The sequence below is a fragment of the Mesorhizobium sp. M0676 genome (assembly GCF_040320535.1).
GTDB lineage: Bacteria > Pseudomonadota > Alphaproteobacteria > Rhizobiales > Rhizobiaceae > Mesorhizobium.
This window is the reverse complement of record NZ_JAMYPU010000013.1, coordinates 61,399-85,413: the sequence shown is the minus strand read 5'-3', so window position 1 is coordinate 85,413 and position 24,015 is coordinate 61,399. Positions and strand designations below refer to the sequence as shown.

Sequence of the window (24,015 nt, the reverse complement as noted above, 5' to 3'; positions counted from 1 at the left end):
AGGCGGAACGCGCCATGCGCGTTCCGCGTAGCGATCCGGGAGGACGGCTCAGATCGTCTTGGCCGACATTTGCGAAGCGATGTATTCGGCCTGGCGGATAGCCAGCGACACGATCGTCAGCGTCGGATTTTCAGCCGCACCGGTGGTGAACTGGCTGCCGTCCGACACGAACAGGTTCTTGATGTCGTGCGCCTGGCCATGCTTGTTGACGACGCCGTCTTCCGCCTTTTCGCTCATCCGGTTGGTGCCGAGATTGTGGGTTGAGGGATAGGGCGGCGTCGGGAAGGAGCGCGTCGCGCCGACCGCATCGTAAAGCGCTGTGGCCTGCTTGTAGGCATGATTGCGCATCGCTGTGTCGTTGGGATGATCATCGAAATGCACGTCGGCGATCGGCATGCCGTGCGCGTCCTTCTCGTCCTTGTGCAGCGTGACGCGGTTTTCCGCGCGCGGCATGTCCTCGCCGACGATCCACAGGCCAGCCATGTGATCATAGTGGTCGAGCGCGGTGGTGAATGAACGGCCCCAGCCGCCGGGATTGAGGAAGGCGGCCATGAAGGGCAAGCCGAGCGACAGCGTCTCGAATTCATAGCCGCCGACAAAGCCGCGTGAGGGATCGTGCCGCGCCTCGTCGCGGATAATGCCGGCCATGGTGGTGCCGCGATACATATGCACCGGTTGGTCGAAAATGGCGTAGACCGAACCGGTGGTGTGGCGCATGTAGTTCTTGCCGACCTGCCCCGACGAATTGGCAAGCCCTTGCGGAAACTTCGCTGACTCGGAGTTCAGCAGCAGGCGCGGGCTTTCGATCGAGTTGCCGGCGACGGCGACAATGCGGGCCTTCTGCTCCTGCAGATTGCCGTCCTTGTCGGCATAGACGACGCCGGTCACTTTTCCGGTAGCGTCATGGTTGATCTTGATCGCCATGGCGTTTGGCCGGACCTCGAGATGGCCGGTCGCCTCACCCTTGGGAATCTCGGTGTAGAGCGTCGACCATTTGGCGCCCCATTTGCAGCCCTGGAAGCAGAAGCCGGTCTGTTGGCAGGAGTTGCGGTCGTCGCGCTCGACCGAATTGATTGCCATGTTGCCGGTATGACATTCCTTATAGCCGAGCTTGTCGGCGCCGGCCTTGAGCACCTTGAAGTTGTTGTTGCCGGGCAGCCGCGGCCAGCCATTGGTGCCGGTGACGCCCATCTTGGCTTCCGCCTTGGCGTAGTACGGCTCCATCTCGGCCAATGTGACTGGCCAGTCCAGCAGGTTGGCGCCTTCCAGCTTGCCGTAGGTCGAGAGCGTCCTGAACTCATGCTCCTGGAAGCGCAGCGAGGCGCCTGCCCAGTGCGTGGTCGAGCCGCCGACCGATTTGACGATCCAGGCCGGCAAATTGGGGAAATCCTTCGACACCCGCCAGTCGCCTGAGGTTGTGCGCTTGTCCGTCCAGGCGAGCTGGCTGAAGGAACCCCACTCGTCATTGATGAAATCCTCGTATTCGTGGCGCGCGCCGGCCTCGAGGATGACGACATCGACGCCTTTCTGGGCGAGTTCGTTGCCGAGCGTGCCGCCGCCGGCGCCGGAGCCGATGATCACGAAAACGCCGTCGTTGTTGAGATCAAATGAAGCTGCCATGGTTTCCTCCCATGAATTCCTGTTTGCGGGGTTTTAAAACGACGGAGGGCTCAGAGCCACTCTATGTCGTCGTAACCGCGCGCGATGTAGCCGCCCTTGGAGTAGGATTCGCCCTCGTAGCCGAAGATCGGCCACACCTCCTGCTGGTTGTAGAGGCTGACGACGAGGCCGCCGCGGATGGACTGGAAGAACGGCGTCGCCTCGATCTGCTGCAGCACGGCGACGCGCTGCTCCTCCCAGCCGAGGCCGCGATAGCCGCCCTCGCCCGACTTCTTGTCGAGGTCGGCGATGCCGTCTTCGATCATCGTCTTGTAGGCAGCGTCCTTGCCGGCCTGCTCGTCATGGCTTTTTACGGCGATGGCGTAGTATTTGTCGGGCACCTGATCGTGCGGATAGATGTCGCGCGCCATCTGGATCAGCGTCGCCATGGTTTCGGGCTTGAGCGCCGATGTCTCGAGCCCCCAGGCATTTTCAGGGCTGATGACGGCGCTGCCGGAAATGACGAGCAACGCGCCGATGCCGCCGCGTTTGAGAAGTTCACGACGTGAGAGCCTCGCGTCATAGATCGTGACCATTTTGTTCCTCCCTGCTTGCTGTTTGCGCCCTTGAACAGCGCCGTTGCTGGCGTCGCGCGGGCTGAATGCGGCCGATAATCCCCTACTGGAAGCGCCCTCCACGCTGCAGAACCTCGATCTTGTAGCCGTCGGGGTCCTCGATGAAGAAAAAGCGGGCGATCAGCGATCCGTCGCGGTTGAATTCGACGATCTTCTTGGGGTTGAGGCCGAGCGCGCCGATCCGGTCGTGTTCTCTGTCGAGATCGGACACCGCGACCGCCAGGTGGCCGTAACCGTCGCCTAGCCCATAAGGCTCGGTGCGGCCCTTGTTCACGGTGAGTTCGAGCTCGAACCCCGTTTCGGCGTTGGCAAGGTAAATCAGCGTGAATGTCTCGAAATCCAGCCTGTCGGCGACTTCGAGCCCGAAAGCGTTTCTGTAGAAATCGACGGATCTGGCCTCTTGGAGAACCCGGATCATGGAATGGATTGCCTTCGCCAAATCAGTCTCCGCCGCTGCATGTTGGAGGCGATTATGGGCGGCACGCGCGAAAGGTGGTGGCAGCCGGTTACCACGGCTAAATTTGCAATCGCTGCTATGCCTGCGCCTAAAGACGAAAGTCCGATTGCCGATTCGGCCCACAAGGCCGAACATGCAGGGACAACCACAACTTGAAGGCGCGACACGCTGCGCCCAAAACCAACAATATCGGGAGGTAAGGATGTGCAGGGTTGTTGCCGGGCAGGATCCGGAAGGCTATCGACAGATCAACCGGTCGATCCGCATCGACGGTCACTCTACGAGTATCCAGCTTGAAGGAACGTTCTGGGCGCTGCTTGACGAAATTGCCGACAGCCAGGGCCTGACGACGCCGAAGTTCATCTCAAAACTCTATGACGAAGCGATCGAGATCAACGGCGCCATTCCCAACTTCGCGTCGATGCTGCGTACCACCTGCGCGCTCTATCTGCGCGGTCACCGGCCAGACATGGATGAGCTGACGCCGAAGCGCGAAGCGGCCTGAGGAAGCTAGCCTTCCGCCGCAACGTCGAGCCCGAGCCGCGCCATATCGGTGAACAGCGCCTGACGTTCGGAATAGGCAGTCTGTTCGCCGGTCGCGATGTTGTCGACGACGGTCAGCAGCGACAGCGCGCGGGCGCCGAAATGCGCCGCGATTCGGTAGAGTGCGCTGGTTTCCATATCGACAGCGAGAGCGCCAAGCGCCTGCGCTTCGGCAAAGCGGTCGCGCCCTTCAGGGTGGTAGAAGACATCGCTGCAGATGGTCAGCCCGGCCTGGTGGTCGATGCCGAGCTGGGCGGCGCAGGCCAAAGCGTGGGCGAACAGGCCGGGATCGGGCCCGGCGGCAGCATCGTAGAGGCCGAAGACCTGGCCGCTTTGGCCGCCTTCGGCGCGCACCGACTGCGAGATCACCAAGGAGCGCAGCGGCACGCGGGGTGTCAGGCCGCCGCAGGTGCCTGTGCGGATCAGCGTTTTTACGCCGTGAACATCCAGGAGTTCATGCGCATAGACCAGGAAGGACGGGACACCGATGCCGGTGGCCTGGATGCTGATGGGACGGCCGCGATAGAGACCAGTGAAGCCGAGTGCGCCCCGGCGGCGGTTGACGCAGCGCGGCGCCTCAAGAAATGTCTTTGCCATCCACTCGGCGCGTTGCGGATCGCCCGGCAACAGCACCGTTGCGGCATAGTCGCCCCTGGCAGCCTCGTTGTGCGGCGTCACGACATGCTCCCCAAAACCCGCCGCCCGTTTCGCCTGCAATCATGGCAGTGTCACGTCATTGCGCAAGCTTTGAATTAGGGCGCCCTAGGACTCCAATACATCCTTGACCACGGTGGCCAGTTGCTTGAGGGAGAACGGCTTCGGCAGGAAGCCGAATTGCGCGTCCGGCGGCAGGTTTCTGGCGAAAGCGTCTTCGGCATAGCCGGACACGAAGACGAACTTGATGTCGGGCTGGCGCTTGCGCAGTTCGCCGAGCAGCGTCGGTCCGTCCATTTCCGGCATCACCACGTCGGACACGACGATATCGACCTTGCCGCCGAGCGCTTCGAAGACTTCCAACGCCTCAACGCCCGAGGAGGCCTCATGGACGGTATAGCCGCGCGAGGTCAGCGCCCGCGAGCCGCCCATGCGCACGGCGTCTTCGTCCTCGACGAGGAGCACAGTGGCCGAGCCCGACAGGTCCTTGGCGCTGTCGGCGGCTTTCACCGGCGCAGCCGGCGCCTCGCTGACGTCGCCGGGCTTCTTCGCCTCCACGATATGGCGCGGCAGGAAGATGCGGAAGGTCGAGCCCTTGCCGACTTCGGAATCGCAGAAGATGAAACCGCCGGTCTGCTTGATGATGCCATAGACCATCGACAGGCCAAGGCCGGTGCCTTTGCCGACTTCCTTGGTGGTGAAGAACGGCTCAAAGATCTTCTTCAGCACGTCCGGCGCAATGCCCGAGCCGCTATCCTCGACCTCGACCACGACATAGTCGGCAGGCGTGAGCTCGCGGTAGGAGAAGCTCTTGCATTGTTCGGCGGTGACGTTGCGGGTGCGTACGGTGAGGTCGCCGCCGGCCGGCATGGCGTCGCGCGCGTTGACGGCCAGGTTGACCACCACCTGCTCGAACTGGCCGATATCGACCTTGACCGGCCACAAATCGCGGCCGTGGTCGACCTTCAGCTTGATCTCGTTGCCAACCAGGCGGGCAAGCAGCATCCGGAGATCGGCAAGCACGTCGGTCAGGTTCAGCACTTCCGGCCGCAATGTCTGCTTGCGCGAGAAGGCGAGCAACTGCCGCACCAGCGAGGCCGCCCGGTTGGCATTCTGCTTGATGTTCATGATGTCGGGGAAGGACGGGTCCGACGGCCGGTGATTGGTCAGCAAAAGATCCGACGCCATGATGATGGCGGTCAGCACATTGTTGAAGTCGTGGGCGATGCCGCCGGCGAGCTGTCCGACCGCCTGCATCTTCTGGCTCTGCGCCATCTGGCCCTCGAGCGCCTTCTGCTCGGTGGTCTCGACGGCATAGACGATAGCCGATTCCTCGGCGCCCTCGCCGGTGCCGTCGGCGACGGCGTTGACGTAGAAGCGGATGTGACGCTCCTCATTGCCGGGCAGCAGCGTGTCGATCGGCTCGATGTCGGCCTGCCTCAGCCGCGCCTTCTCGAAGGCGGCGGCAAAGGCCGGCCGGTCGCGCTCATGGATCACGGTGTCCAGCCGCACGCGGCGGTCAACCGCGTCGCCGTCGACGACAGAGGAAAACAGCGACAGGAACGGCGCGTTGGTGCGCAGGATGCGGCCGCCATTGTCGACGGCGGCAATGGCCATCGGCGTCGAATTGAAGAAGCGAGTGAAGCGTACCTCCGAAGCCCGAAGATCGGCCGATGCGTCCTCGCCCTGGGTGCGGTTGAGCACGATGGTGCGGGTGGGACCGTTGGTCCCCTCGCGGCTGGCCGAGACCCGATGCATGAAGCGCACCGGCAGCGCCTCGCCGGTCGTCGTCGTAAGATCGAGATCGATGACGGCGTTGCGGGTGGTGCCGGGATCGGCCTTGACCGAGCGCACCAGCGCCATGCCGTCGCCGGCGACGATTTCCGGGAGTGTCACGGCGCCAGGGGTGAAGCTCGCCAGATCGATGCCCAGCCATTCGGCGAGCGTGGCGTTGATGTAGGTGACACGGCCTTCCTGGTCGGCCGAGAAGAAACCGGCCGGCGCATGGTCGAGATGGTCGATGGCCTTCTGCAAGTCGAGGAAGAAACGCTCCTGCTCGGCCCGTTCCTGCGAGATATCGGCAAGCTGCCAGGCAAGCATCGGCAGGCGCTGACCGGGAACGCTGAAGGTACGGGCTCGCGCCCGGTACCAGCGCGCGCCGGGTTCGGCGCCGGGCCGGATCGACTGTGCCAGCCGGAACTCACCGTCGCCGGCCTGGCCATCGCGCAAGCCCGAGGCCAGCCGGTATATGGTCACCGAAGCTTCGGGGACATCGGAAAGCAGGCCTTCGACCGTCTTCAGATCGGCGGCCGACGCAGCACCGGTCATCTCGGCGTAGGCCCGGTTGGCGTAGACGACGCGGCCCTTGGTGTCGGTGACGATCAGGCCCTGCGACATGGAATCGACGAAGGCCTTCGACAGTTCGTCCCCGGTCGAACGCGGCGCGATCTGCACGAAGCCGATGGCCGTGGCGAACAGGAAGCCGACGCCGATCATGGCAAGCACGCCCAGCATGCCGAGCAAGAACGGATCGCCAAGACGCTCGCGGAAAATGCCGAAAACGATCGCGGCCCCGGTCAGGACGATGATGAACACGATGAGCCGGGTAACCGCGCCTGGCCGCGTGTTCTGATCGACGATCGGTACCGGATAGAAATCGCCGCGCGTTTCCCTGGCCATATGCCCCCTGCTCGTGAGTTGTCCGACACCGCCCCCGGCCGGTTGAATCACATTCTCCTAATCCGGAAAAGGCCTTGGCGGCAAATGTCGGATAAAAATGACGCGTCGGTGTTTTCAAGCTGTTCACGAAGCGTGAAGGCAACTTGCGGTGGCTGGCCGCAACGGTCTAGTGTCCCTCCACTTCAAAAGCCGATTGGGGGCACCGATGCAGTGGCTGGATAATGTGGCGGGTCCCGGATATGCCGCAGCGCTGCTGTGGACGTTTGCTGCCCTTGTCCTGCTGGTCATCGTGCTCATCATCATCAGGCTGGTCCGCAACCTGACCTTCGGCACCTTCGTTGCCGGCGGCAGGAACCGCAAGACACGGCTGGCGGTCATGGACGCCACGGCGGTCGACAGCCACCGCCGGCTGGTGCTCATCCGTCGCGACGACATCGAACACCTGCTTTTGATCGGCGGCCCAACCGACGTTGTCGTCGAGCGCGATATCAGGCTTGCAGCGCCACGCCGTCCGGCATTGACCGGCGATGGCGGTGTTGGCCAGCAGCAACAGGCGCCGCGGCCGCGCGCAGCACAACCCGCTCCCACCGCGCCCGCAAGGCAGGCGCCACCGCCGCAACCGGTAAGGGCTGCTCCAGCCGCCGTTCCGCCGCGCCAGGCCGCACCGGCGGCGAAACCGGCTCAAATCTACCAGGCGAGCAATGTGACACCGCTGCCGGCCTATGGCTCCGCCGCCAATACTGCCCGGCAGGCCCCGCCACCGAAGCATGAGTCCATCGACGATACCCTGATGCGGGAGCTCGAGGTCTCGCTCGACGATTCGCACCCCAAACCGGCAAGCAAGCCGGCTGCGAAGGCACCGCAGTCTCTCGACGACGAGATGACCAAGCTGCTCGGCGAACTCGCCAGCCAGAAACGATAAAGCCCGGCGAGCCGTCATCTTGCCGATTCCCGATCGGAACGCCGCTTAAAGCGCGTCGCACAAATCCGTTCAGCGCAACGCGCTTTAACTTCGTGCGATTAAACCCTTCGCTAAAAACACAAATGGCCGGGAAACCCGGCCATTTCGATGAAACAGTCCTGCCTGACGGCAGCGGCTCAATCGTCGCGATAGACCTTCTCGCGGCGTTCGTGGCGCTCCTGCGCTTCGATCGACAAGGTCGCGATCGGACGCGCGTCGAGTCGCTTCAGCGCGATCGGCTCGCCGGTTTCCTCGCAATAGCCGTAAGTGCCTTCATCGATGCGCTGCAGCGCCGAATCGATCTTTGAAATGAGCTTGCGCTGGCGGTCGCGGGCCCGAAGCTCGATGGCCCGGTCGGTTTCCGAGGAAGCACGATCGGCGAGATCGGGATGGTTGGCGTTTTCCTGCTGCAGGATTTCGAGGGTTTCGCGCGCTTCGCGCAGTATGTCGGTCTTCCAGGTGACGAGCTTCAAGCGAAAGTAGGATTTCTGCCGTTCGTTCATGAACGGCTCGTCTTCGGAGGGTACGTAATTGGCTGTAACGATATCGTTCATTCGACTCACCCAACAACCCCAAATTTGGCGCCTATATATTCGCGCAGAGAAGGCTGCACAAGCGTAATCCGCGCGCGTTTCACGCAATTGTTAATGCCGCGCGGGCGATCCTCAGCAAAGCCTTCCATAGGAAGGGCGCGGGCGAATTCGCACATGATTCGTTGCGCTTGGGCGGCGGCGCCCATTGTGCCTCAGGCCTTTCTCGTGGCTAATCCAGTTGTGTCATTGGTGGGCAGCACACCATTGGGGGTCCGGTGAGCAGACTGTATCTGTTGAGGCATGCGAAGGCTGGCTGGGCCCTGCCCGGCGTGCGCGACTTCGATCGCCCGCTCGACGCATCCGGCATTGCCGATGCCGAAATGATGGGGACGGCGATGCGTGCCCGCAACTACATCCCCGATATCACGCTCTGCTCCAACGCCAAGCGGGCGCGCCAGACGCTGGAAGGCATCGCCGGCCACACCGATACCGGCCGGGTGCTGTTCTTCGACACGCTCTACAGCGAGGATGCCGCCGGCTACCTCGCCATCATCCGCAGCAATGGCGGCCCCGGCTCGCTGCTGGTCATCGGCCACAATCCGATGACGGAAGACCTTGCCATGGCGGTCTCGGGCGACGGCGACGAGGCTGCTCGGGCCATCATGAACCATGGTTTCCCGACCTCCGGCCTTGCGGTCGTGCGCTTCGACGGCACCCTCACCGAGGCTGCGCAAGGCGCGGGCTATCTCGAAGCCTTCCTGACGCCCGTCGATCTCTGAGCCGAGCCGGCCGAGGCCGGGCGTCATTTCAAACTTGAACCGCAAAGCCTATATCGGGCGCAAGAGCACGCCTGAGAGAACAGATTTTGGCATCATCGCTGACCACTTTCACCGACGAAGCGAGAATTGCCCTGGATACGCTGTCGGGGCGTGCGAGCGGGCTTTTTTCGCCGTCGCTTCGGCTGGGCGTCACCGGCCTGTCCCGGGCCGGCAAGACGGTGTTCATCTCGGCTCTCGTCCACAATCTCATCCATGGCGGGCGCCTGCCGCTCTTCGAGGCGCAGAAGTCGGGCCGGATCGCGCGCGCCTTCCTCGAGGAACAGCCGGACGATGCCGTGCCGCGTTTTCAGTACGAGGACCATATCTCCGCCCTGGTCAACGACCGCACCTGGCCGGACTCGACGCGCGCCATTTCGGAACTCAGGCTCACCATCGAATATGAGTCTGCCTCCGGTTGGAACCGGATGTTTTCCAGCGGCCGATTGTCGGTCGACATCGTGGACTACCCCGGCGAATGGCTGCTCGACCTGCCGCTGCTCGGCAAATCCTTCGCCGATTTTTCGCGCGAGGCGTTCGAGATGGCGATGCTGCCGGTGCGGGCCGACGTGTCGCAGGACTGGCGGACGCTGTCGGCGACCATCGACCCCAATGCCGATGCCTACGAGATGACGGCGCGACGCCTCGCCGAGAGCTTTGCCGCCTACCTCAAGGCCTGCAAGCTCGACGAGCGGGCGCTTTCGACCTTGCCGCCCGGCCGTTTCCTGATGCCTGGCGACCTCGAGGGATCGCCGGCGCTGACCTTCGCGCCCTTGCTGCTCAAGGGTGAGAAACGGCCGCGCTCCGGCTCGCTGCAAGCGATGATGGAGCGCCGCTACGAGGCCTACAAGACGCATGTGGTGAAACCGTTCTTCCGCGAACACATCACCCGCCTCGACCGCCAGATCGTGGTGATCGACGCCATGCAGGCGTTGAACGCCGGCCCCGGCGCGATGGCCGACCTGGAACGCGCGGTGACCGAAATCCTCTCCTGTTTCCGTCCTGGCCGAGGCAATTTCCTCACCGACCTGTTTTCACGCCGCATCGACCGCATCCTGGTTGCCGCGACCAAGGCCGACCATTTGCATCACGAAAGCCATGACCGGCTGCAGGCAATCGTGCGGCGGCTTGCCGACCGCGCCGTGGCGCGGGCAAATTTCACCGGCGCCGATGTCGACGTGGTCGCCATGGCGGCGGTGCGCGCGACGCGCGAAGGCACGGTCAAGCAAGGCCGCGAAACCCTGCCGGTGATCATCGGCACGCCGCTGAAGGGCGAGAAGATCAACGGCGAAACCTTTGATGGTAAAGCCGAAACCGCCATATTTCCCGGGGACTTGCCGGAGAAAATTGACGCGGTTTTCGACGTTTCGGAAGCCGACCACCGGCAGAGCAGCGACGATCCGGCGATCCGTTTCGTGCGCTTTCGCCCGCCAAAGCTCGAACGCACCGCTGAAGGCGTCACGCTGTCGCTGCCGCATATCAGGCTAGACCGCGCCTTGCAGTTCCTGATCGGAGACCATCTGGCATGACCGCGCCCCGCAGACCGGCAGCTTTCCGCATCGAGCCGGAGGCCGAACCGAAGCAGGAAACGCGCCGCCCCCATGCCGAGCCGCCGCGCAAGCCGCGCACCGTCGTCGTGCCGGCCGAGATCGATGTCTTCGATGAGCCGGACATTGTCGCCGCCGAACCGCCGCCGGCGACCGCGCCGCGCAGGCGCTCGCTGTTTGCCAGCCTGTTTTTCGGCGCGGTCGGCGTGCTGGTTTCGCTCGCCGTCGGCCTGTGGACCGACCAGCTCATCCGCGACCTGTTCGAGCGCGCAGAGTGGCTGGGGTGGCTGGCAGCGGGAATGGCCGCAATTGCCGTGTTGGCCCTCGCAGTCGTGCTGGTGCGCGAATTCCTGGCTATCGCCCGGCTGGCCGAGGTCGAAAAACTGCAAAAGCGGGCGCTCGATGCCGTGGCGCGCGACGATCCGAAGGCTGCAAGGGCCGTCGTCGAAGAGCTTTCGGCCTTTGTCGCTGCGAAACCCGAAACCGCGGCCGGCAGGCGCTCCCTGGCCGAATTGCGCGGCGAGATCATTGATGGCGGCAATCTGGTGCGACTGGCCGAAGCCGAGATTCTCGGGCCGCTCGATGCGAGAGCCAAGGTGATGATCCTCGAAGCAGCCAAACGCGTGTCGCTGGTCACCGCCGTCAGCCCCCGCGCACTCGTAGACGTTGCCTATGTCGTGTTCGAGGCCGGGCGCCTGATCCGCCGCTTGTCCGAACTCTACGGCGGCAGGCCGGGCACGCTGGGCTTTTTCCGGCTGGCGCGCAGCGTTCTTGCCCATCTGGCGGTGACCGGCTCGATCGCCGTCGGCGACAGCTTCGTCCAGCAGATCGTCGGCCATGGCCTTGCCGCCCGGCTGTCGGCGAAACTCGGCGAAGGCGTGGTAAACGGCATGATGACGGCGCGTATCGGCATTGCTGCCATGGAGACGGCGCGGCCCCTGCCCTTCATTGCCGGCAGGCGGCCGGGTATGGGCGATTTCCTGTCGGCGCTGACCTCGTTTGCGGCCAAAAAAGAGAATGAAGCACCCGCCTCAAGCAAGTGAACGCCCTCTCGCGGTCACCAAGCATTAACCAATCTTGTTCATGGTCGTCCAACAACAGCCTCCTTGTTGCCGGGTGTCGTCTATGAAAAGCGTAATCTTGTCCTGCGTCCTGCCCCTGGTCGCGCTTGCAGCACCTCTGGGCCCGACCGGGAAAGCCTTTGCAGCCGAGCCCGACAAGCAGTTCTTCCGCACCGTCGAAGGCAAATGGGTCGGCCCGGGCGAAATCATCGCCGGCAAATACAAGGGCACGAAGTTCACCTGCAGCTTCGACGGCTCGACGCCGGACAACAAGACCGGCATGACGCTCGATGGCGACTGCCGCGTCGGTGTCTTCACCCAGAAAATGTCGGCGACCGTCGAGCGCAAGGGCCGCGACTACAAGGGCAATTTCATGGGCGGCGCCGCGGGGTCGGGCCTGGACATCATCGGCGGCAACGTGGTCGATGCCCGCAAAGTCGTCTTCACCATCAACCGCAACCAATTGCGCGGCGTCATGCAGGCCCGCATTCCCGACGACAATTCGATGACGGTGACTATCGCCGTGCGCGTCGACCAGCAACTGGTGCCGGTCATCGGCATGAGCCTCAAGCGCGTCGACGCCGTCGAAGTCGGCTCCATCGCCAAAAACTGACTCTCAAGCGGTTCCCCGAAAAAAGCGCGGAACGGGGTTGCACTGCGCGATAGCTGAGCTGTTCCGCTCAGCTCGATGTCGGGAAGTGACACGCCACCTTGCGGCCAGGTTGGCGCTCCTCGAGCACGGGCCGCTCGGGGCGGCACCTTTCTGTCGCGACCGGACATGTGGCGCGCAACCGATGATGTCAGCGTCTCCGATGGCCCAAGCCACAGCAAGGCCAACGTGTCAGGGTCCTGTGCGTGCCGGCCGTCCTTAGTGTCAGCGCGATGCGCTTTAAGAACACCAGCAAAAAAGGCGGCGGCTACTCGAGCCACCGCCTTTCTCAATTTCCGAACGAAGAATCAGCCCTTGATGGCGGCCGTCAGCTCGTCATAGGCCTTGCAGGCGTCGGCCGGCGTGGTAGCGCCCTGATATTTGGTCGTCACAGCCTGCACCTTGGCGGTCAGGTCGGCGGCCTTGGACGGATCCTTGGTGATCGCCTCCTGCAGCGCGGCGGTCATCTCCTGCGCCTTCTTGGCGGCAATCTCCTGCGTGCATTCAGGCGCCTTCGAACAGGCCGATGCGGCAAGCATGGCGACACCCACGCCGACGAGCAAAAACTTCTTCATGTCAGTCATTCTCCTCACGAAGGCAGAACTTGATCGTCGCTGCCTTCCAACGGCCGAAGCCTGGCGTCCCATAGCCGCCGATTGCGGCAAAACGCAACGTGTGCGGCGCATAAACCTGTGCAGCGCTGCTGCAACGGCGCGGACGGCCTGATTGAGGCCGCCCGTGTCAGACGAAGCAAGGTTTCAGCCACGAGGCTGCAGCAGCGCCAGTGCGGCCGTCGCCGCGGCAAGGACGGCGGTTAGGGTCAAAGGTCCCGTAGCGCCATAGGTGTCCACGACATAGCCGCCGACAACCGCACCGACGGTGATGGCAACCTGGAAGGAAGTGACCATCAGGCTGCCTGCTGCTTCCAGCGCATCAGGTGCCGCGCGAGACATATTGGTCGGCAGCACCACCGGCGCCATGCCGAAGGCGAAGCCCCAGAGCGTAACAAAGCCGAAGGCAACGCCGGTTTGCGCGCCCCAGAGCACCAAAGCGAGTGCCGCAAACGCCATCAACGCGGCGGTTACTGCGAGGGCCATGTGGATGTTGGTGTCGGCCAGGCGGCCACCGGCAATATTGCCGATCACAGCGGCGATGCCGAACCCGAGCAGCGCCAGGGCAATCGGCCCGGTTGTGAGGAGCGTCACCTGTTCGAGGAACGGGCGCACATAGACCGAGCCGGCAAAATGCCCGGTCATCAGCAGAACAATGGCAAGCATACCGAGTTGGATGCCACGCCGCCGTGTCAGCCGAAAGACGTCTGCAAGGCTGTTGCTTGCCGCCGCAGGCAAGGTCGGCAGGCTGAGAAGCTGCAGCAGCATGGCAAGCGCGGCCAGCCCCGCCGTCATGGCCATGGCGCTGCGCCATCCCAGCCAGTCACTGATCAACGCACCCATCGACGGCGCGGCAATGGTGGCGAGCGAGACGCCGAGGGTCACGATCGCCATGCCGCGACCTGTCGCATTGGCGCCAACCAGCCGCGCCACGACGGCAACGGAAAGTGCCCAGAAAGCGCTAAGAGCGATCCCCAACCCGGCCCGGCCCAGCAACAGCAGCCAGAAATTGGGCGCCAGCGCCGCAAGAATATTGGAACCGACCGCCAGGGCCATGAGGCCAACCAGCACCGCCTTGCGGTTCAATCGACCGATGAGAACATTGCTCAACATGGCCGTCACGGCGCCAACGGAAGCGGTGGCGGTGACGACCTGTCCGGCCGTTCCCTCGCTGATGCCGAGATCGCGCGCCATCGGCGTCAACAGACCTGCCGGCAAGAATTCGGCAGACACCAGGGCAAAGCTGGTGGCCGCCAATGAAAGGACCGCGAACCAGGTGGCCGCGCTCCACGCGGCTGGTGCATCGGCATCAAGGCCAATGGCGCCGTCTTCAAGCTGTAATGTTGTGTCAGTCACGGGAAGATCTCCACAGTTTGGAGATCTTAGATAGGCGAGTCCGCCCGGATGTTATGTACCTTAAAATCCGAAATTCATATCCATTCGTCCGGGAATTGTGCGGCGCACAACGCCTGGCGAGACATTGGTGATGCGCTTGAACGCGCGGGCGAAGGACGCCTCGGAATCATAGCCCAAACGGGTAGCGACTTCGGCAACAGACAAGCCGTTTTGGCCCAGCAATTCGCGGGCAAGCTGCATGCGCAGGCGGGCGAGATAATGTGCGGCGCCCTCACCCAATACCGCGCTGAAGCGCTCGGCGAAAATCGAACGCGATTGGCCTGCCACGCCGGCCAGGCTTCCCAGCGTCCAGTTGTGGCCGGGATCGCGATGCATGGCCGCCAGAGCGCGCCCTATATGGGGGTCGCGGATGGCTGCAAGCCAACCGATGGTCGAGGCGCCGTTGCAATTGACCCAGCAGCGTATGAGCCTGGCTGTCAGCAAATCCGCCATACGCGACAGGATGGTGGCGCTGCCCATCTGCGGTTGCGCGGCCTCCACCGTCATGGCCGCCAGCAAAGGGCCGACCATCGGGTCATTGCCGGCCACGTCGCAACCCTTGATGAGAGGCGGCATCAACGTGATCAACGGATTGAGCGCATAGGAGCCGAGAGACATGGAGCCGCAGAAAAGGGTGCTTGTCGCGCCCGTTCCCTGCCGTATCACTTCGCAAACGTTGCCGCCCAACTTGATCACCTGGCAGCCCTCGAGCGAATCGCCCACCACGTCCGGCGCACTCGCCAGCCGATGGGCGATGCCTTGCGGCAGCAGCACCAGATCGCCATCGCGCAACTCCTGCCAGCCTTGCGCTTCGGTGTGAATCCAGCATGGACCCTGGCCGACAAAGTGAAAACGAAGCAGTTGTTGTTGCGGAAAGTCTATGCTCCATGGGTGCCGGAGTTCGCAGCGGCCATAGTTGACGCCACTCAAGCGAAAGTCTTGCAGAACTTCGCTGAGCGCATCCATCGGGATATGTGGCAGCGGCGACGGCTGGGACGAATAATCAGGCATTTGCCAGATATAGATACCGGCCGTCCGACAGGCAAGCGCAGACTGTTGTTCCACCGGGGAATCGCTGCCACGGCACCCTACCCATTCTGGCAGGCTTCCCGCCCTTGCCTCCCGCTCCCAGTGCATGCAAGGAGTGCTGTCGGACACAGGGACAAGAGGCATGGCAGCGGAAGCGTCGGGCAGCGATCTCATTCAGGTGGTGGCGCTGCTTGCCGCAGGCGTCGTCGCCGTTCCGATCTTCAAACGCATGGGGCTGGGCTCGATCCTCGGCTATCTCGCCGCGGGCGTGGTCATCGGCCCGTTCGGTATTGGCATTTTTTCCGAATCGGAAGCCATCCTGCATGTCGCCGAACTCGGCGTGGTCATGTTCCTGTTCATCATCGGGCTGGAGATGCAGCCGTCGCGGCTATGGGGCCTGCGCCGCGAGATTTTCGGCCTCGGCGCGCTGCAGGTCGGCGTCTGCGCATTGCTGCTTACCGGTGTTGGTCTCGCCGGCGGCTTTCCGATCGCGCAATCCTTCGTTGCCGGCGCCGGCTTCGTCCTGACCTCGACGGCGATCGTCATGCAGCTTCTCGAAGAGCGTGGCGAGATGGCCAGCCCCAAGGGCCAGCGCATCGTGTCCATCCTGCTGCTCGAGGATCTAGCAATCGTGCCGCTTCTGGCGCTGGTCGCCTTCCTGGCGCCGGGCGGCGCCGAGATGACCCTGCAGCAGAGGCTGGCCGAAATCGGCATCGGTCTTGGCGCCATCGTCGGGCTGGTGGTAGCCGGCCGCTATCTGCTCAATCCGTTCTTCCGCATCCTGGCCGACGCCAAGGCGCGCGAGGTGATGACCGCGGCAGCACTTCTGGTCGTGCTGGGGTCAGCGCTGGCCATGCAGCTTTCCGGCCTGTCGATGGCGATGGGCGCGTTCCTGGCCGGCGTGCTGTTGTCGGAATCGACTTTCCGCCACCAGCTGGAGGCCGACGTCGAGCCATTCCGCGGCATCCTGCTTGGCCTTTTCTTCCTCGCCGTCGGCATGTCGCTCGACCTGCATGTGGTGGCCGACAACTGGCGGCTGATCGCCGTCTATGTCGTCGCCTATATGGCGATGAATGCGCTCGGCATCTATCTCGTCGCCCGCATGCTGAAGAGCGGTCATCGTGAAGCGCTGGAACGCGCCGTGATCATGGCGCAAGGCGGCGAATTCGCCTTCGTCCTCTATTCGGCCGCGGCGGCGGTTGGCATCATCGACAGCCGGGCCAACGCAACGCTGACCGCTATCATCATCATCTCCATGGTGCTGACGCCGCTGGCCATCATTGCGCTCAAATATTTGACGCCGCGCGACGAGCAGTCGCTTGAAGGCGTCGACATCGCCGACGGCCTTACCGGCAGCGTGCTGGTCATCGGCTTCGGCCGTTTCGGCCAGATCGCGAGCCAGCCGCTTTTGTTGCGCGGCATCGATGTGTCGATCATCGACAATGATGTCGAAATGATACAGGCGGCCGCCGATTTCGGCTTCAAGGTCTACTATGGCGACGGCACGCGGCTCGACATTCTGCGCGCCGCAGGTGCAGGCCGCGCGCGCGCCGTGCTGATCTGCGTCGACAAGCCGGACGCCACGGTGCGCATGGCGGAACTGATCAAGGCGGAGTTCCCGTTGCTGACTGTCCTGGCGCGTGCCTTCGATCGCGGCACCGCCCTGTCGCTCATCCGCGCCGGGGTCGACTTCCAGCTGCGCGAGACCTTCGAATCGGCCCTCGTCTTCGGCGGTTCCGCGCTCGAGGTTTTGGGCGTCGAGCCGGAAGATGTCGCCGATGTCATCGAGGATGTGCGACGGCGCGACAATGCCCGACTGGAGACGCAGCTGGCCGAAGGCGTCCGCGCCGGGCAACGTTTCCTCAGGGGCAATACCGGCACGCCGATCCCGACGCCGCTGACGCAACCGCGCCGGCCCGGCCAGGCGCTGAACGAAGAGACGGCCGGCGTGCTGCACAAGCCCGAGCCCGCCGATCAGGGGGAAAGCTGATGACCGCATCGGATGAGCGCGCGCTCGCCGTCACCAAATTCTGGCGCGAGGCCGGCGAAGACGCGTGGTTCGAGAAGAACGACGTCTTCGACGCGGATTTCCGCAGCAGGTTTCTCGACCTGCACTTTGCCGCCGCGCGGCGCGAGTGCGACGCATGGTCGGAGCATGCCGAGGGTTCGCTGGCGCTGATGATCCTGCTCGACCAGTTTCCGCGCAACTGCTTTCGCGGCTCAGGCCATATGTACGCCACCGATCCGCTGGCACGGCACTTTGCCGCCAAGGCGATTGCGGCCGGCCATGACCTTTCGCTGGAAGAAAACCTGCGCGTCTTCCTGTACCTGCCCTACGAACATTCGGAACTGCCCGCCGACCAGGACAGATCGGTCGAGCTCACCACCGCCAGGGCGCCGGAGTATGTGAAATACGCCATCGAGCACCGCGACATCATCCAGCGCTTCGGCCGCTTTCCGCACAGGAACAAGATGCTTGGCCGCGAGACGACGGCGGACGAACAGGCATTTCTCGATGGCGGCGGCTTCTCCGGTTAACCCAGCCACCAATCGCGGCCGGAAGCCAGCCGCTCTATGCCTGACGTATCGACGGCGCTGAGCCGCTCGGTCACGCTCCTGCCGCCCACCGCCAGATCCGGCGCGATCTCTGCCAAGGGCGCCAGCACGAAGGCGCGCTCCACCATTCGGGGATGCGGCACCTCCAGCCCGGTTTCGTGGATTGTGCGGTCGCCGAACACCAATATGTCGATGTCGATCAGGCGCGGACCCCAGCGCTCCTCGCGCACCCGCTTCAGCTTGCGCTCGGCCTCGAGGCAGAGGTCGAGCAGCGCCCTTGGCGCCAGCGAGGTCGAGATTTCGGCAGCGGCGTTGAGGAAATCCGGCTGGTCGAGCTTGCCCCAGGGCGGCGTGCGGTAAAGTGAGGAGACGGCGACGACGCGCGTGCTCTCGTCGGCGTCGAGCAGGCGCAGCGCCGCCGCCATCGAGGCCGAGGGATCGCCGAGATTGCCGCCAAGGCTGAGATAGACCGTGTTATTGTTACTCTGGCCAGACAACGGTCACCTCGACATAATCGAGCACGCCGGGCACCGGTGCGTTGGGCTTGCGCACGGTGATCTCGGCCTTCCTGATCTGCGGGAACCGTGAAGTCAGCGCCTTCGCCACTTCGAGCGCCAGCGCCTCGATCAGGAAGCGGCGATGTCCAGTGACGATCTTTTCAATCACCGTGAAGGCGATGCCGTAATTGACGGTGTCCTCGATGGAATCATCCTCCAGCGGGCGGCTGGGCTCGACCGTCAACTCGGCATCGACATAAAAACGCTGGCCAAGCGCCTCTTCCTCATCCAGCACGCCGTGCCGGGCAAAGAAGGCGCAGTTCTTCATGCGGATGACGTACATTTCTTACTGTCCTGGGCTCAGCGTCCTGGCTTTTCGCGCGCCAGCATAGCATCGGCGACCGCCAGTGCGTCCACGTTGATTGCGACATCGTGGACGCGAAACAGATCGGCGCCCTTCAGCCTCAGAATGACACTGGTGGCTGCCGTCCCGGCGGCGCGCGCGCCGGCTTCGCGGCCGGTGACGGTGCCGATGAAGCGTTTTCTGGAGGTGCCGGCCATCAAGGGAAAACCGAGCTCCTTAAGCTCGGAAAACCGCGCCATCAGGTCGAGGTTTTCCTCAGCCGTCTCCTTGGCGAAGCCGAAGCCGGCATCGAGTACGATATGATCGTCCGCGACGCCGCTGCGCCTGGCGATTTCCAGCGAAGCCTTGAGGAACAAAAACTGGTCGGCGATGACATCGGGCAGTTTTTGCCGCCCGCGCCCGGTATGCATGATGACCAGTCCGGCGCCGGTCTCGGCGGCGACGCGGGCGATGCCGGGTTCACGCTGCAAGCCCCAGACATCGTTGACGATATGCGCGCCGGCGGCGACGGCGAGGCGCGCGGTTTCCTCGCGATAGGTGTCGACCGAAATCAGGGCTTCGCCTGAACCGGCGAGTGCTGCGATCACCGGCAGGATGCGGGTCTGCTCTTCTTCAGGCGTCACGGGCGAGGCGCCGGGGCGCGTCGATTCCCCGCCGATATCGACGACGGCGGCGCCTTCTTCCACCATGCGGTGCGCCTGCGCCACCGCCTGGTCAGGCGTGATGAACAGTCCGCCATCCGAAAAACTGTCCGGCGTGACGTTGAGAATGCCGACCACAATGGCTTTCTCGCCAAGGTCGAGATGGCACTTATGCGCCAGTTGCCATCGCCTTGTCGTCATTGTCCTTCAACCATGTGTCTCATTGGCATGTGGCTCATTGGCATGTGGCTCATTGGCATGTGGCTCATCGAGCGCTTGCAATCCATCAACGATGCGTGATCGGTGGAAGATCAATTCCGTTGCGCCGGCAACGGCCGTAAAGCAAGGTGAGTGAAGAGGCAACATGATGAAACGACCCCTGCTCTGCGCCATGATGCTGGCTTTGACCGTCCTGCCGGCGAATGCTGCCAATCTGGTGAAAACCTACAGCTATTTTGCCATCGGCGGCAGCACGCTCGATGACATCGAAACGCAATTGTCGAAGCATGGACCCGAGGTGAAAAGCACCGGGATGCGGCATCCAGGCGCCACCCAGATGGCGTTCACCACCCGCATCAGCTACGCGCAAACCGCAGACACCTGCCGCATCGCCAAGGCCGCCGTTACCGTCAAGGTCAAGGTCATCCTTCCGGAGTGGCGCAGGCCGCGCAAGGCCGATCCCGATGTCAGGCTGTTCTGGGACACCCTGTCGGCCGACATCAAGCGCCATGAGGAGCGTCATGTCGAGATCGCCAAGAACCACGGCCGTCTGCTCGAAGACGCGCTGAACGCGAGCTTTGCGCAAAAGACCTGCGCCGGGGCAAAGGCGAAGGCGGCGCAGATCACCGCGGCCGAACTCGCCAGGCATGACCAGGACCAGTTGCGCTTCGACCGCGTCGAAGGCGTGAATTTCGAAAGCCGCATCCTGCGGCTGCTGCGCTACCGCATGCAGCGCGTCCAGAACGGCCAGCTTCCGCCCGGCTGAACCACAGGGCTGATACCAAGCCAATTCTGCCGAAACATGAGGCCAGCCCCAGAAAATTTTCGGGCAAAGGTCGAAATCGGCCTATACGGGACGACATATTTCAGGCTCGCAAGATATGTCAGGTGGCAAGGCTCGAGCTTCGAAACACCAGATCAAGACCAATCGAGGCGGCGTATAGCGGAGCGGCCATTGGCGCCGCGCAATCGCTCGCAGACACTGTGGATGCACTGATATGGACCAGGCTGTCGACAAGCCGGCTAGGGTGGCGCCCGCCGCGCCGCTTACGGAAAGCGAGAAGAACGTCATCATCGCCGGCATCCTTTTGTCGATGCTGCTGGCGGCGCTCGACCAGACCATCGTCGCGCCGGCCATGCCGACCATCGGCCGTTCGCTCGGCCACGCCGACTACCTGCCGTGGATCGTGACCGGATATCTCCTGACGGCGACGGCCATGGCGCCGCTCTACGGCAAGATTTCCGACGTCTATGGCCGCCGGCCGACCGTCTATGCGGCGATCCTGATCTTCCTTCTGGGATCGCTGGTCAGCGCCATGGCCCCCAACATGTTCGTGCTGGTCATCGGCCGGGCGATCCAGGGTGCGGGCGGCGGCGGCCTGTTCGCCCTGGCGCAGATCGTCATCGGCGACCTGGTGCCGCCGCGCGAACGCGCGCGCTATGCCGCCTGGATTTCGGGCACCTGGGCTGTCGCCAGCATCGCCGGGCCTTTGCTCGGCGGCGGATTTGCCGAACATCTCCATTGGTCGCTGATCTTCTGGATCAACATCCCGCTCGGCATCTTGGCCATGGCCATCATCAACAAGCCGCTGCGCAAACTGCCGGTCGCCGCAAAGCGGCATCGCATCGACGCGCCGGGCGCGCTGCTTCTGGTGGTGGCGACGGCATTGCTGCTTTTGGCCCTCAACTGGGGCGGCAGCGCCTATCCATGGGCTTCGCGCGAGATCGTCGGCCTGCTCGCCTGTTCGGCGGTCTTCTGGGCTGCGTTCGCTTTGCGGCTGATGCGTGCGGCCGAGCCGCTGATCTCGCTTGAAGTGCTGAGCAATCCGATCGTGCTTGCCGGCACGGCGTCGATGTTCCTGCTGCAGGCCGCCAATATCGGCCTGTCGGTGTATCTGCCGGTCTATCTGCAGTCGATCATCGGCCTGTCGGTCAGCCAGTCGGGCCTTGCCATGCTCGGCCTGCTGCTCGGAACGGTCGCCGGCGCGACGTTCAGCGGCCGCACGATACCGCGCTTCTTCCACTACAAGCGTATCGCCATGGTCGGCGTTCTCTTCGCCATTATCTGTCTTGGCGTGCTCAGCCTGGTCGCCGGCCGCGCCTCGCTGCTGGTGGTCGAGCTCTTGACCATCTGCATCGGCCTTGGAAGCGGCACCACCTTCCCGGTCGCCACCGTATCGGTGCAGAACGCCGTCGACCGCGCGCATCTCGGCGTTGCCACCGGCGTGCTGACCTTCCTGCGTTCGCTGGGCAGCGCGCTCGGCGTCGCCATGCTCGGCGCCGTCGCGCTCGGCTATGGCCTGCCGCTTGCCGGCGAAGGCGCGCCGGCTGCCGGACAGATCGTCTCGGCGACGCCCTTCATGATGATCTTCCTTGCCGCGGCCGTCACGCTCGTGCTGGCGCTGATGACGCTGGCGCTGATGCCGGAGAAGTCACTGCGCGGCCGCGACGACGCCGAGGCGCCAGTCGTTCTGGTGGAGTGATTCGGAAAGCCCTGTAGGACCTACTCCACGACGCCGAGCTTCTTCTGCAGGCTGGTCGACGACGTCGTGTACTGGAAGACGATGCGCTCACCGGGGCTGATGATGCGCTTGGCGGCCTGCGCCATCAGCGCCACCTCGTGAAAACCCGACAGGATCAGCTTCAGCTTGCCTGGGTACCAGTTGATGTCGCCGACGGCAAAGATGCCTGGCACCGAAGTCTGGAATTTCTCGGTATCGACCGGGATGAGGTTCTCATGAAGGTTGAGCCCCCATTCGGCGATCGGGCCGAGCTTCATGGTCAGGCCGAAGAACGGCAGCATGCGCGTGCACGGCACCTCGATGTCGCCGTCAGGCCCGCCCTTGATGGTAGCAGAGGCCAGTTCGCCGTCGGCGCCGGTCAGGCCGCTCACCTGGCCGACCCGGAACTCCAGCTGCTTCATCTCCTGCATGGCATACATCTTGTTGACGCTGTCGGGCGCCGCCCTGAATTCCGCGCGCCGGTGGACCAGTGTCACGCTTTTTGCCACCGGCTGCAGGTTCAGCGTCCAGTCGAGTGCGGAATCGCCGCCGCCGACGATGACGAGGTCGTGGCCGCGGAATTCCTCCATACGGCGCACCGAATAGAAGACGCTCCTGCCCTCATAGGCCTCGATGCCGGGAATGGGCGGCCGTTTGGGCTGGAACGAGCCGCCACCGGCGGCGATCACCACCACCTTGGCTTCGAACACCTCGTTCTCGTCGGTGGTGACCCGAAATGAGCCGTCGTCAAGCTTTTCCAGGCTGGAGACCATGCGGTTGAAGGTAAAATCCGGCTTGAACGGGTGAATCTGCTCGAGCAGTCTGTCGACCAGGCCTTGCGCCGAGATCGATGGCCAGCCTGGAATGTCGTAGATCGGCTTTTCCGGATAGAGTTCGGCGCATTGGCCGCCCGGTCGGTCGAGGATATCGATCAGATGGCACTTCATGTCGAAGAGGCCAAGTTCGAACACGGCGAACAGGCCGACCGGACCCGCCCCGACGATGAGTGCGTCCGTCTTGATTACATCGGTCATGCCAGGCGAGCCTCATTGTCAGACTGGGGCGAAACTGGCGCGAGACTGCATGAGCATTGGCCCGCTGCCAAGCGGCGGCGGGAAAAATCAGATGGTACGGGAGATCAACCCTGGCGAGCCGGCACGCGCACGACCAGGCCGTCAAGCGCGTCGCGCACCTTGATCTGGCAGGACAGCCGCGAGTTCGGCTGGACGTCATAGGCGAAGTCCAGCATGTCCTCTTCCATCGCCTCCGGCTCGCCGACCTCGGCCGTCCAGGCTTCGTCGACATAGACATGGCAGGTCGCGCAGGCGCAGGCGCCGCCGCATTCTGCCTCGATGCCCGGCACCGCGCTACGGATCGCATTCTCCATGACGGTCGAGCCGTTTTCGGCCTCGACATCGAAAGGAGTGCCGTCATGGGCAATGAAGGTCAGCTTGGTCATTTGTCACCTGAAGGGAGTCCCAGCCGAGATAATCACTCCGCCGGACAAGTCAACTGCGGCGCGAAAGCGCCGCTTTGTGACGTTTTTTCGGAAAGCTGGCCAAAGCACGCCCTGGCCCCGTCGATTCATCCCGGTGGCCGCTGCCGAGCGGCAGCCATTACCGGCTGATGGCGGCGATGAAATCGCGCACTTCCTCGATCAGGGTGCCGAGGCGCTTGAGGATGCGCGCATCTTCCGGCTGCTGTTCGATCGAGGTGGCGCAGTCGGCGATGGCAAAGGCGCCGACCCCGCGCGCCGAACCTTTCAGCCCATGCGCCAGAAGCAGTCGCTCCCTGATGTCGGCATCGACTATTCTGTCGCGGACGGAAAGCGCCTGCTGTACGAACAGTGCCAATACCTCCTGTTCGAGGGCGCGATCGCCCATTGTCTGACGGGCCAGATGGGCCAGATCCACTGGGCGCGAACGGGCCGGTCCCGACGCATCGCCGCCCGGCATTGAGAAGGCAATGCCGCTTTCACCGCGTACCAATTTGAAACTCCTTGTGCCGATCGCCGAAAAAACTAGGCGATTTCCGTCGCCAACGCGTTAATGAATGGGCTGGAAAATTGT

At 63.6% G+C, this 24,015-nt stretch carries 25 protein-coding genes; 10 read left to right on the top strand and 15 right to left on the bottom strand.

Annotated features, from left to right (window positions below; translation table 11 throughout):
* Positions 1 to 48: 48 nt before the first annotated feature.
* The 3 genes from NKI35_RS16405 to NKI35_RS16395 form a co-directional block, all read right to left on the bottom strand.
* Positions 49 to 1,620, bottom strand: coding sequence for a GMC family oxidoreductase (locus tag NKI35_RS16405; RefSeq protein ID WP_352740892.1), 1,572 nt, complete (start codon positions 1,618 to 1,620; stop codon positions 49 to 51).
* A 50-nt stretch (positions 1,621 to 1,670) separates the two neighbouring features.
* Positions 1,671 to 2,195: a gluconate 2-dehydrogenase subunit 3 family protein gene (locus tag NKI35_RS16400; RefSeq protein WP_352740890.1), complete on the bottom strand. Its 525-nt coding sequence runs from the start codon at positions 2,193 to 2,195 to the stop codon at positions 1,671 to 1,673.
* Positions 2,196 to 2,277: 82 nt separating this feature from the next.
* Positions 2,278 to 2,673 carry a VOC family protein gene (locus NKI35_RS16395; RefSeq protein ID WP_352740888.1) on the bottom strand — a complete coding sequence of 132 codons (396 nt, stop codon included), beginning with the start codon at positions 2,671 to 2,673 and terminating at the stop codon, positions 2,278 to 2,280.
* 220 nt (positions 2,674 to 2,893) lie between these two features.
* Between NKI35_RS16395 and NKI35_RS16390 the strand changes: the two genes are divergently transcribed.
* Complete coding sequence (locus NKI35_RS16390; RefSeq protein WP_352740886.1) at positions 2,894 to 3,196, top strand: ribbon-helix-helix domain-containing protein; 303 nt, start codon at positions 2,894 to 2,896, stop codon at positions 3,194 to 3,196.
* A 5-nt stretch (positions 3,197 to 3,201) separates the two neighbouring features.
* Here the strand turns inward: NKI35_RS16390 and NKI35_RS16385 are convergent, their stop codons facing one another.
* Both NKI35_RS16385 and cckA read right to left on the bottom strand, forming a co-directional pair.
* Positions 3,202 to 3,912: a purine-nucleoside phosphorylase gene (locus tag NKI35_RS16385; RefSeq protein ID WP_352740884.1), complete on the bottom strand. Its 711-nt coding sequence runs from the start codon at positions 3,910 to 3,912 to the stop codon at positions 3,202 to 3,204.
* A gap of 84 nt (positions 3,913 to 3,996) precedes the next feature.
* The gene (gene cckA / locus NKI35_RS16380; RefSeq protein ID WP_023670922.1) at positions 3,997 to 6,567 is read right to left on the bottom strand and encodes a cell cycle histidine kinase CckA; all 2,571 of its coding nucleotides are present in this window, start codon (positions 6,565 to 6,567) and stop codon (positions 3,997 to 3,999) included.
* Between the two features lie 205 nt (positions 6,568 to 6,772).
* On the opposite strand from cckA, the gene NKI35_RS16375 reads away from it, so the two are divergent.
* Positions 6,773 to 7,489: a hypothetical protein gene (locus NKI35_RS16375; RefSeq protein WP_352653609.1), complete on the top strand. Its 717-nt coding sequence runs from the start codon at positions 6,773 to 6,775 to the stop codon at positions 7,487 to 7,489.
* A 176-nt stretch (positions 7,490 to 7,665) separates the two neighbouring features.
* Here the strand turns inward: NKI35_RS16375 and dksA are convergent, their stop codons facing one another.
* Positions 7,666 to 8,082, bottom strand: a complete 417-nt coding sequence (gene dksA, locus NKI35_RS16370; RefSeq protein WP_023673491.1) for an RNA polymerase-binding protein DksA — start codon at positions 8,080 to 8,082, stop codon at positions 7,666 to 7,668.
* Positions 8,083 to 8,336: 254 nt separating this feature from the next.
* Here dksA and NKI35_RS16365 point away from each other — a divergent pair, with 254 nt between their 5' ends.
* From NKI35_RS16365 to NKI35_RS16350, 4 genes are all read left to right on the top strand, one after another.
* On the top strand, positions 8,337 to 8,840 hold the full coding sequence (locus NKI35_RS16365) for a SixA phosphatase family protein (RefSeq protein ID WP_023693370.1): 504 nt from the start codon (positions 8,337 to 8,339) through the stop codon (positions 8,838 to 8,840).
* 86 nt (positions 8,841 to 8,926) lie between these two features.
* The gene (locus NKI35_RS16360) at positions 8,927 to 10,405 is read left to right on the top strand and encodes a YcjX family GTP-binding protein (RefSeq protein WP_352740881.1); all 1,479 of its coding nucleotides are present in this window, start codon (positions 8,927 to 8,929) and stop codon (positions 10,403 to 10,405) included.
* On the top strand, positions 10,402 to 11,466 hold the full coding sequence (locus NKI35_RS16355; RefSeq protein ID WP_023700805.1) for a YcjF family protein: 1,065 nt from the start codon (positions 10,402 to 10,404) through the stop codon (positions 11,464 to 11,466). The genes NKI35_RS16360 and NKI35_RS16355 overlap by 4 nt, the downstream gene beginning before the upstream one ends.
* Positions 11,467 to 11,548: 82 nt before the next feature.
* Complete coding sequence (locus NKI35_RS16350; protein WP_023673495.1) at positions 11,549 to 12,097, top strand: hypothetical protein; 549 nt, start codon at positions 11,549 to 11,551, stop codon at positions 12,095 to 12,097.
* A 344-nt stretch (positions 12,098 to 12,441) separates the two neighbouring features.
* On the opposite strand, the gene NKI35_RS16345 is transcribed toward NKI35_RS16350, so the two are convergent.
* The 3 genes from NKI35_RS16345 to NKI35_RS16335 form a co-directional block, all read right to left on the bottom strand.
* Entirely contained in the window at positions 12,442 to 12,708 is a 267-nt protein-coding gene (locus NKI35_RS16345; RefSeq protein WP_023688654.1) for a hypothetical protein, read from the bottom strand.
* 183 nt (positions 12,709 to 12,891) lie between these two features.
* Positions 12,892 to 14,100: an MFS transporter gene (locus NKI35_RS16340; protein WP_352740879.1), complete on the bottom strand. Its 1,209-nt coding sequence runs from the start codon at positions 14,098 to 14,100 to the stop codon at positions 12,892 to 12,894.
* A gap of 60 nt (positions 14,101 to 14,160) precedes the next feature.
* Entirely contained in the window at positions 14,161 to 15,150 is a 990-nt protein-coding gene (locus tag NKI35_RS16335; protein WP_352740968.1) for an AraC family transcriptional regulator, read from the bottom strand.
* Between the two features lie 160 nt (positions 15,151 to 15,310).
* On the opposite strand from NKI35_RS16335, the gene NKI35_RS16330 reads away from it, so the two are divergent.
* Both NKI35_RS16330 and NKI35_RS16325 read left to right on the top strand, forming a co-directional pair.
* The gene (locus NKI35_RS16330) at positions 15,311 to 17,158 is read left to right on the top strand and encodes a monovalent cation:proton antiporter-2 (CPA2) family protein (RefSeq protein ID WP_352740877.1); all 1,848 of its coding nucleotides are present in this window, start codon (positions 15,311 to 15,313) and stop codon (positions 17,156 to 17,158) included.
* Positions 17,158 to 17,706, top strand: coding sequence for a DUF924 family protein (locus NKI35_RS16325; RefSeq protein WP_023673500.1), 549 nt, complete (start codon positions 17,158 to 17,160; stop codon positions 17,704 to 17,706). The genes NKI35_RS16330 and NKI35_RS16325 overlap by 1 nt, the downstream gene beginning before the upstream one ends.
* Here NKI35_RS16325 and folK read toward each other — a convergent pair.
* Genes folK through folP form a run of 3 tightly spaced genes read right to left on the bottom strand, consistent with a single transcriptional unit; the run spans position 17,703 to position 19,427 of the window.
* Positions 17,703 to 18,221 (bottom strand): 2-amino-4-hydroxy-6-hydroxymethyldihydropteridine diphosphokinase, encoded by a 519-nt coding sequence (gene folK / locus NKI35_RS16320; protein WP_023685987.1) that lies wholly within the window; start codon positions 18,219 to 18,221, stop codon positions 17,703 to 17,705. The two genes, NKI35_RS16325 and folK, sit on opposite strands and share 4 nt — an antisense overlap.
* The gene (gene folB / locus NKI35_RS16315; protein ID WP_023673502.1) at positions 18,205 to 18,564 is read right to left on the bottom strand and encodes a dihydroneopterin aldolase; all 360 of its coding nucleotides are present in this window, start codon (positions 18,562 to 18,564) and stop codon (positions 18,205 to 18,207) included. Before folB ends, folK begins: the two co-directional genes overlap by 17 nt.
* Positions 18,565 to 18,581: 17 nt before the next feature.
* Positions 18,582 to 19,427: a dihydropteroate synthase gene (gene folP, locus NKI35_RS16310; protein WP_352740876.1), complete on the bottom strand. Its 846-nt coding sequence runs from the start codon at positions 19,425 to 19,427 to the stop codon at positions 18,582 to 18,584.
* Between the two features lie 163 nt (positions 19,428 to 19,590).
* On the opposite strand from folP, the gene NKI35_RS16305 reads away from it, so the two are divergent.
* Together NKI35_RS16305 and NKI35_RS16300 are read left to right on the top strand one after the other, a co-directional pair.
* Entirely contained in the window at positions 19,591 to 20,211 is a 621-nt protein-coding gene (locus NKI35_RS16305) for a DUF922 domain-containing Zn-dependent protease (protein WP_352536834.1), read from the top strand.
* Between the two features lie 232 nt (positions 20,212 to 20,443).
* On the top strand, positions 20,444 to 21,928 hold the full coding sequence (locus NKI35_RS16300; RefSeq protein WP_023833166.1) for an MDR family MFS transporter: 1,485 nt from the start codon (positions 20,444 to 20,446) through the stop codon (positions 21,926 to 21,928).
* A gap of 20 nt (positions 21,929 to 21,948) precedes the next feature.
* Here the strand turns inward: NKI35_RS16300 and NKI35_RS16295 are convergent, their stop codons facing one another.
* The 3 genes from NKI35_RS16295 to NKI35_RS16285 all read right to left on the bottom strand — a co-directional run bounded on the left by NKI35_RS16295 (position 21,949) and on the right by NKI35_RS16285 (position 23,901).
* A complete protein-coding gene (locus NKI35_RS16295; RefSeq protein WP_023673506.1) occupies positions 21,949 to 22,980 on the bottom strand; it encodes an NAD(P)/FAD-dependent oxidoreductase in 1,032 nt (343 codons plus the stop codon).
* Positions 22,981 to 23,084: 104 nt separating this feature from the next.
* On the bottom strand, positions 23,085 to 23,405 hold the full coding sequence (locus tag NKI35_RS16290; RefSeq protein WP_023673507.1) for a 2Fe-2S iron-sulfur cluster-binding protein: 321 nt from the start codon (positions 23,403 to 23,405) through the stop codon (positions 23,085 to 23,087).
* Between the two features lie 157 nt (positions 23,406 to 23,562).
* Complete coding sequence (locus NKI35_RS16285; RefSeq protein ID WP_023700815.1) at positions 23,563 to 23,901, bottom strand: Hpt domain-containing protein; 339 nt, start codon at positions 23,899 to 23,901, stop codon at positions 23,563 to 23,565.
* Positions 23,902 to 24,015: the final 114 nt, after the last annotated feature.

Excerpts from the sequence above, each read along its gene's own strand:
- NKI35_RS16400 (WP_352740890.1), bottom strand. The coding sequence starts at position 2,195 with ATGGTCACGATCTATGACGCGAGGCTCTCACGTCGTGAACTTCTCAAA.
- dksA (WP_023673491.1), bottom strand. The coding sequence starts at position 8,082 with ATGAACGATATCGTTACAGCCAATTACGTACCCTCCGAAGACGAGCCG.
- NKI35_RS16345 (WP_023688654.1), bottom strand. The coding sequence starts at position 12,708 with ATGAAGAAGTTTTTGCTCGTCGGCGTGGGTGTCGCCATGCTTGCCGCA.
- NKI35_RS16375 (WP_352653609.1), top strand. The coding sequence starts at position 6,773 with ATGCAGTGGCTGGATAATGTGGCGGGTCCCGGATATGCCGCAGCGCTG.
- folP (WP_352740876.1), bottom strand. The coding sequence starts at position 19,427 with ATGACGACAAGGCGATGGCAACTGGCGCATAAGTGCCATCTCGACCTT.
- cckA (WP_023670922.1), bottom strand. The coding sequence starts at position 6,567 with ATGGCCAGGGAAACGCGCGGCGATTTCTATCCGGTACCGATCGTCGAT.
- NKI35_RS16300 (WP_023833166.1), top strand. The coding sequence starts at position 20,444 with ATGGACCAGGCTGTCGACAAGCCGGCTAGGGTGGCGCCCGCCGCGCCG.
- NKI35_RS16355 (WP_023700805.1), top strand. The coding sequence starts at position 10,402 with ATGACCGCGCCCCGCAGACCGGCAGCTTTCCGCATCGAGCCGGAGGCC.
- NKI35_RS16285 (WP_023700815.1), bottom strand. The coding sequence starts at position 23,901 with ATGCCGGGCGGCGATGCGTCGGGACCGGCCCGTTCGCGCCCAGTGGAT.
- NKI35_RS16335 (WP_352740968.1), bottom strand. The coding sequence starts at position 15,150 with ATGCCTGATTATTCGTCCCAGCCGTCGCCGCTGCCACATATCCCGATG.
- NKI35_RS16290 (WP_023673507.1), bottom strand. The coding sequence starts at position 23,405 with ATGACCAAGCTGACCTTCATTGCCCATGACGGCACTCCTTTCGATGTC.
- NKI35_RS16295 (WP_023673506.1), bottom strand. The coding sequence starts at position 22,980 with ATGACCGATGTAATCAAGACGGACGCACTCATCGTCGGGGCGGGTCCG.
- folB (WP_023673502.1), bottom strand. The coding sequence starts at position 18,564 with ATGTACGTCATCCGCATGAAGAACTGCGCCTTCTTTGCCCGGCACGGC.
- NKI35_RS16305 (WP_352536834.1), top strand. The coding sequence starts at position 19,591 with ATGATGAAACGACCCCTGCTCTGCGCCATGATGCTGGCTTTGACCGTC.
- NKI35_RS16330 (WP_352740877.1), top strand. The coding sequence starts at position 15,311 with ATGGCAGCGGAAGCGTCGGGCAGCGATCTCATTCAGGTGGTGGCGCTG.
- NKI35_RS16325 (WP_023673500.1), top strand. The coding sequence starts at position 17,158 with ATGACCGCATCGGATGAGCGCGCGCTCGCCGTCACCAAATTCTGGCGC.
- NKI35_RS16350 (WP_023673495.1), top strand. The coding sequence starts at position 11,549 with ATGAAAAGCGTAATCTTGTCCTGCGTCCTGCCCCTGGTCGCGCTTGCA.
- NKI35_RS16390 (WP_352740886.1), top strand. The coding sequence starts at position 2,894 with ATGTGCAGGGTTGTTGCCGGGCAGGATCCGGAAGGCTATCGACAGATC.
- NKI35_RS16405 (WP_352740892.1), bottom strand. The coding sequence starts at position 1,620 with ATGGCAGCTTCATTTGATCTCAACAACGACGGCGTTTTCGTGATCATC.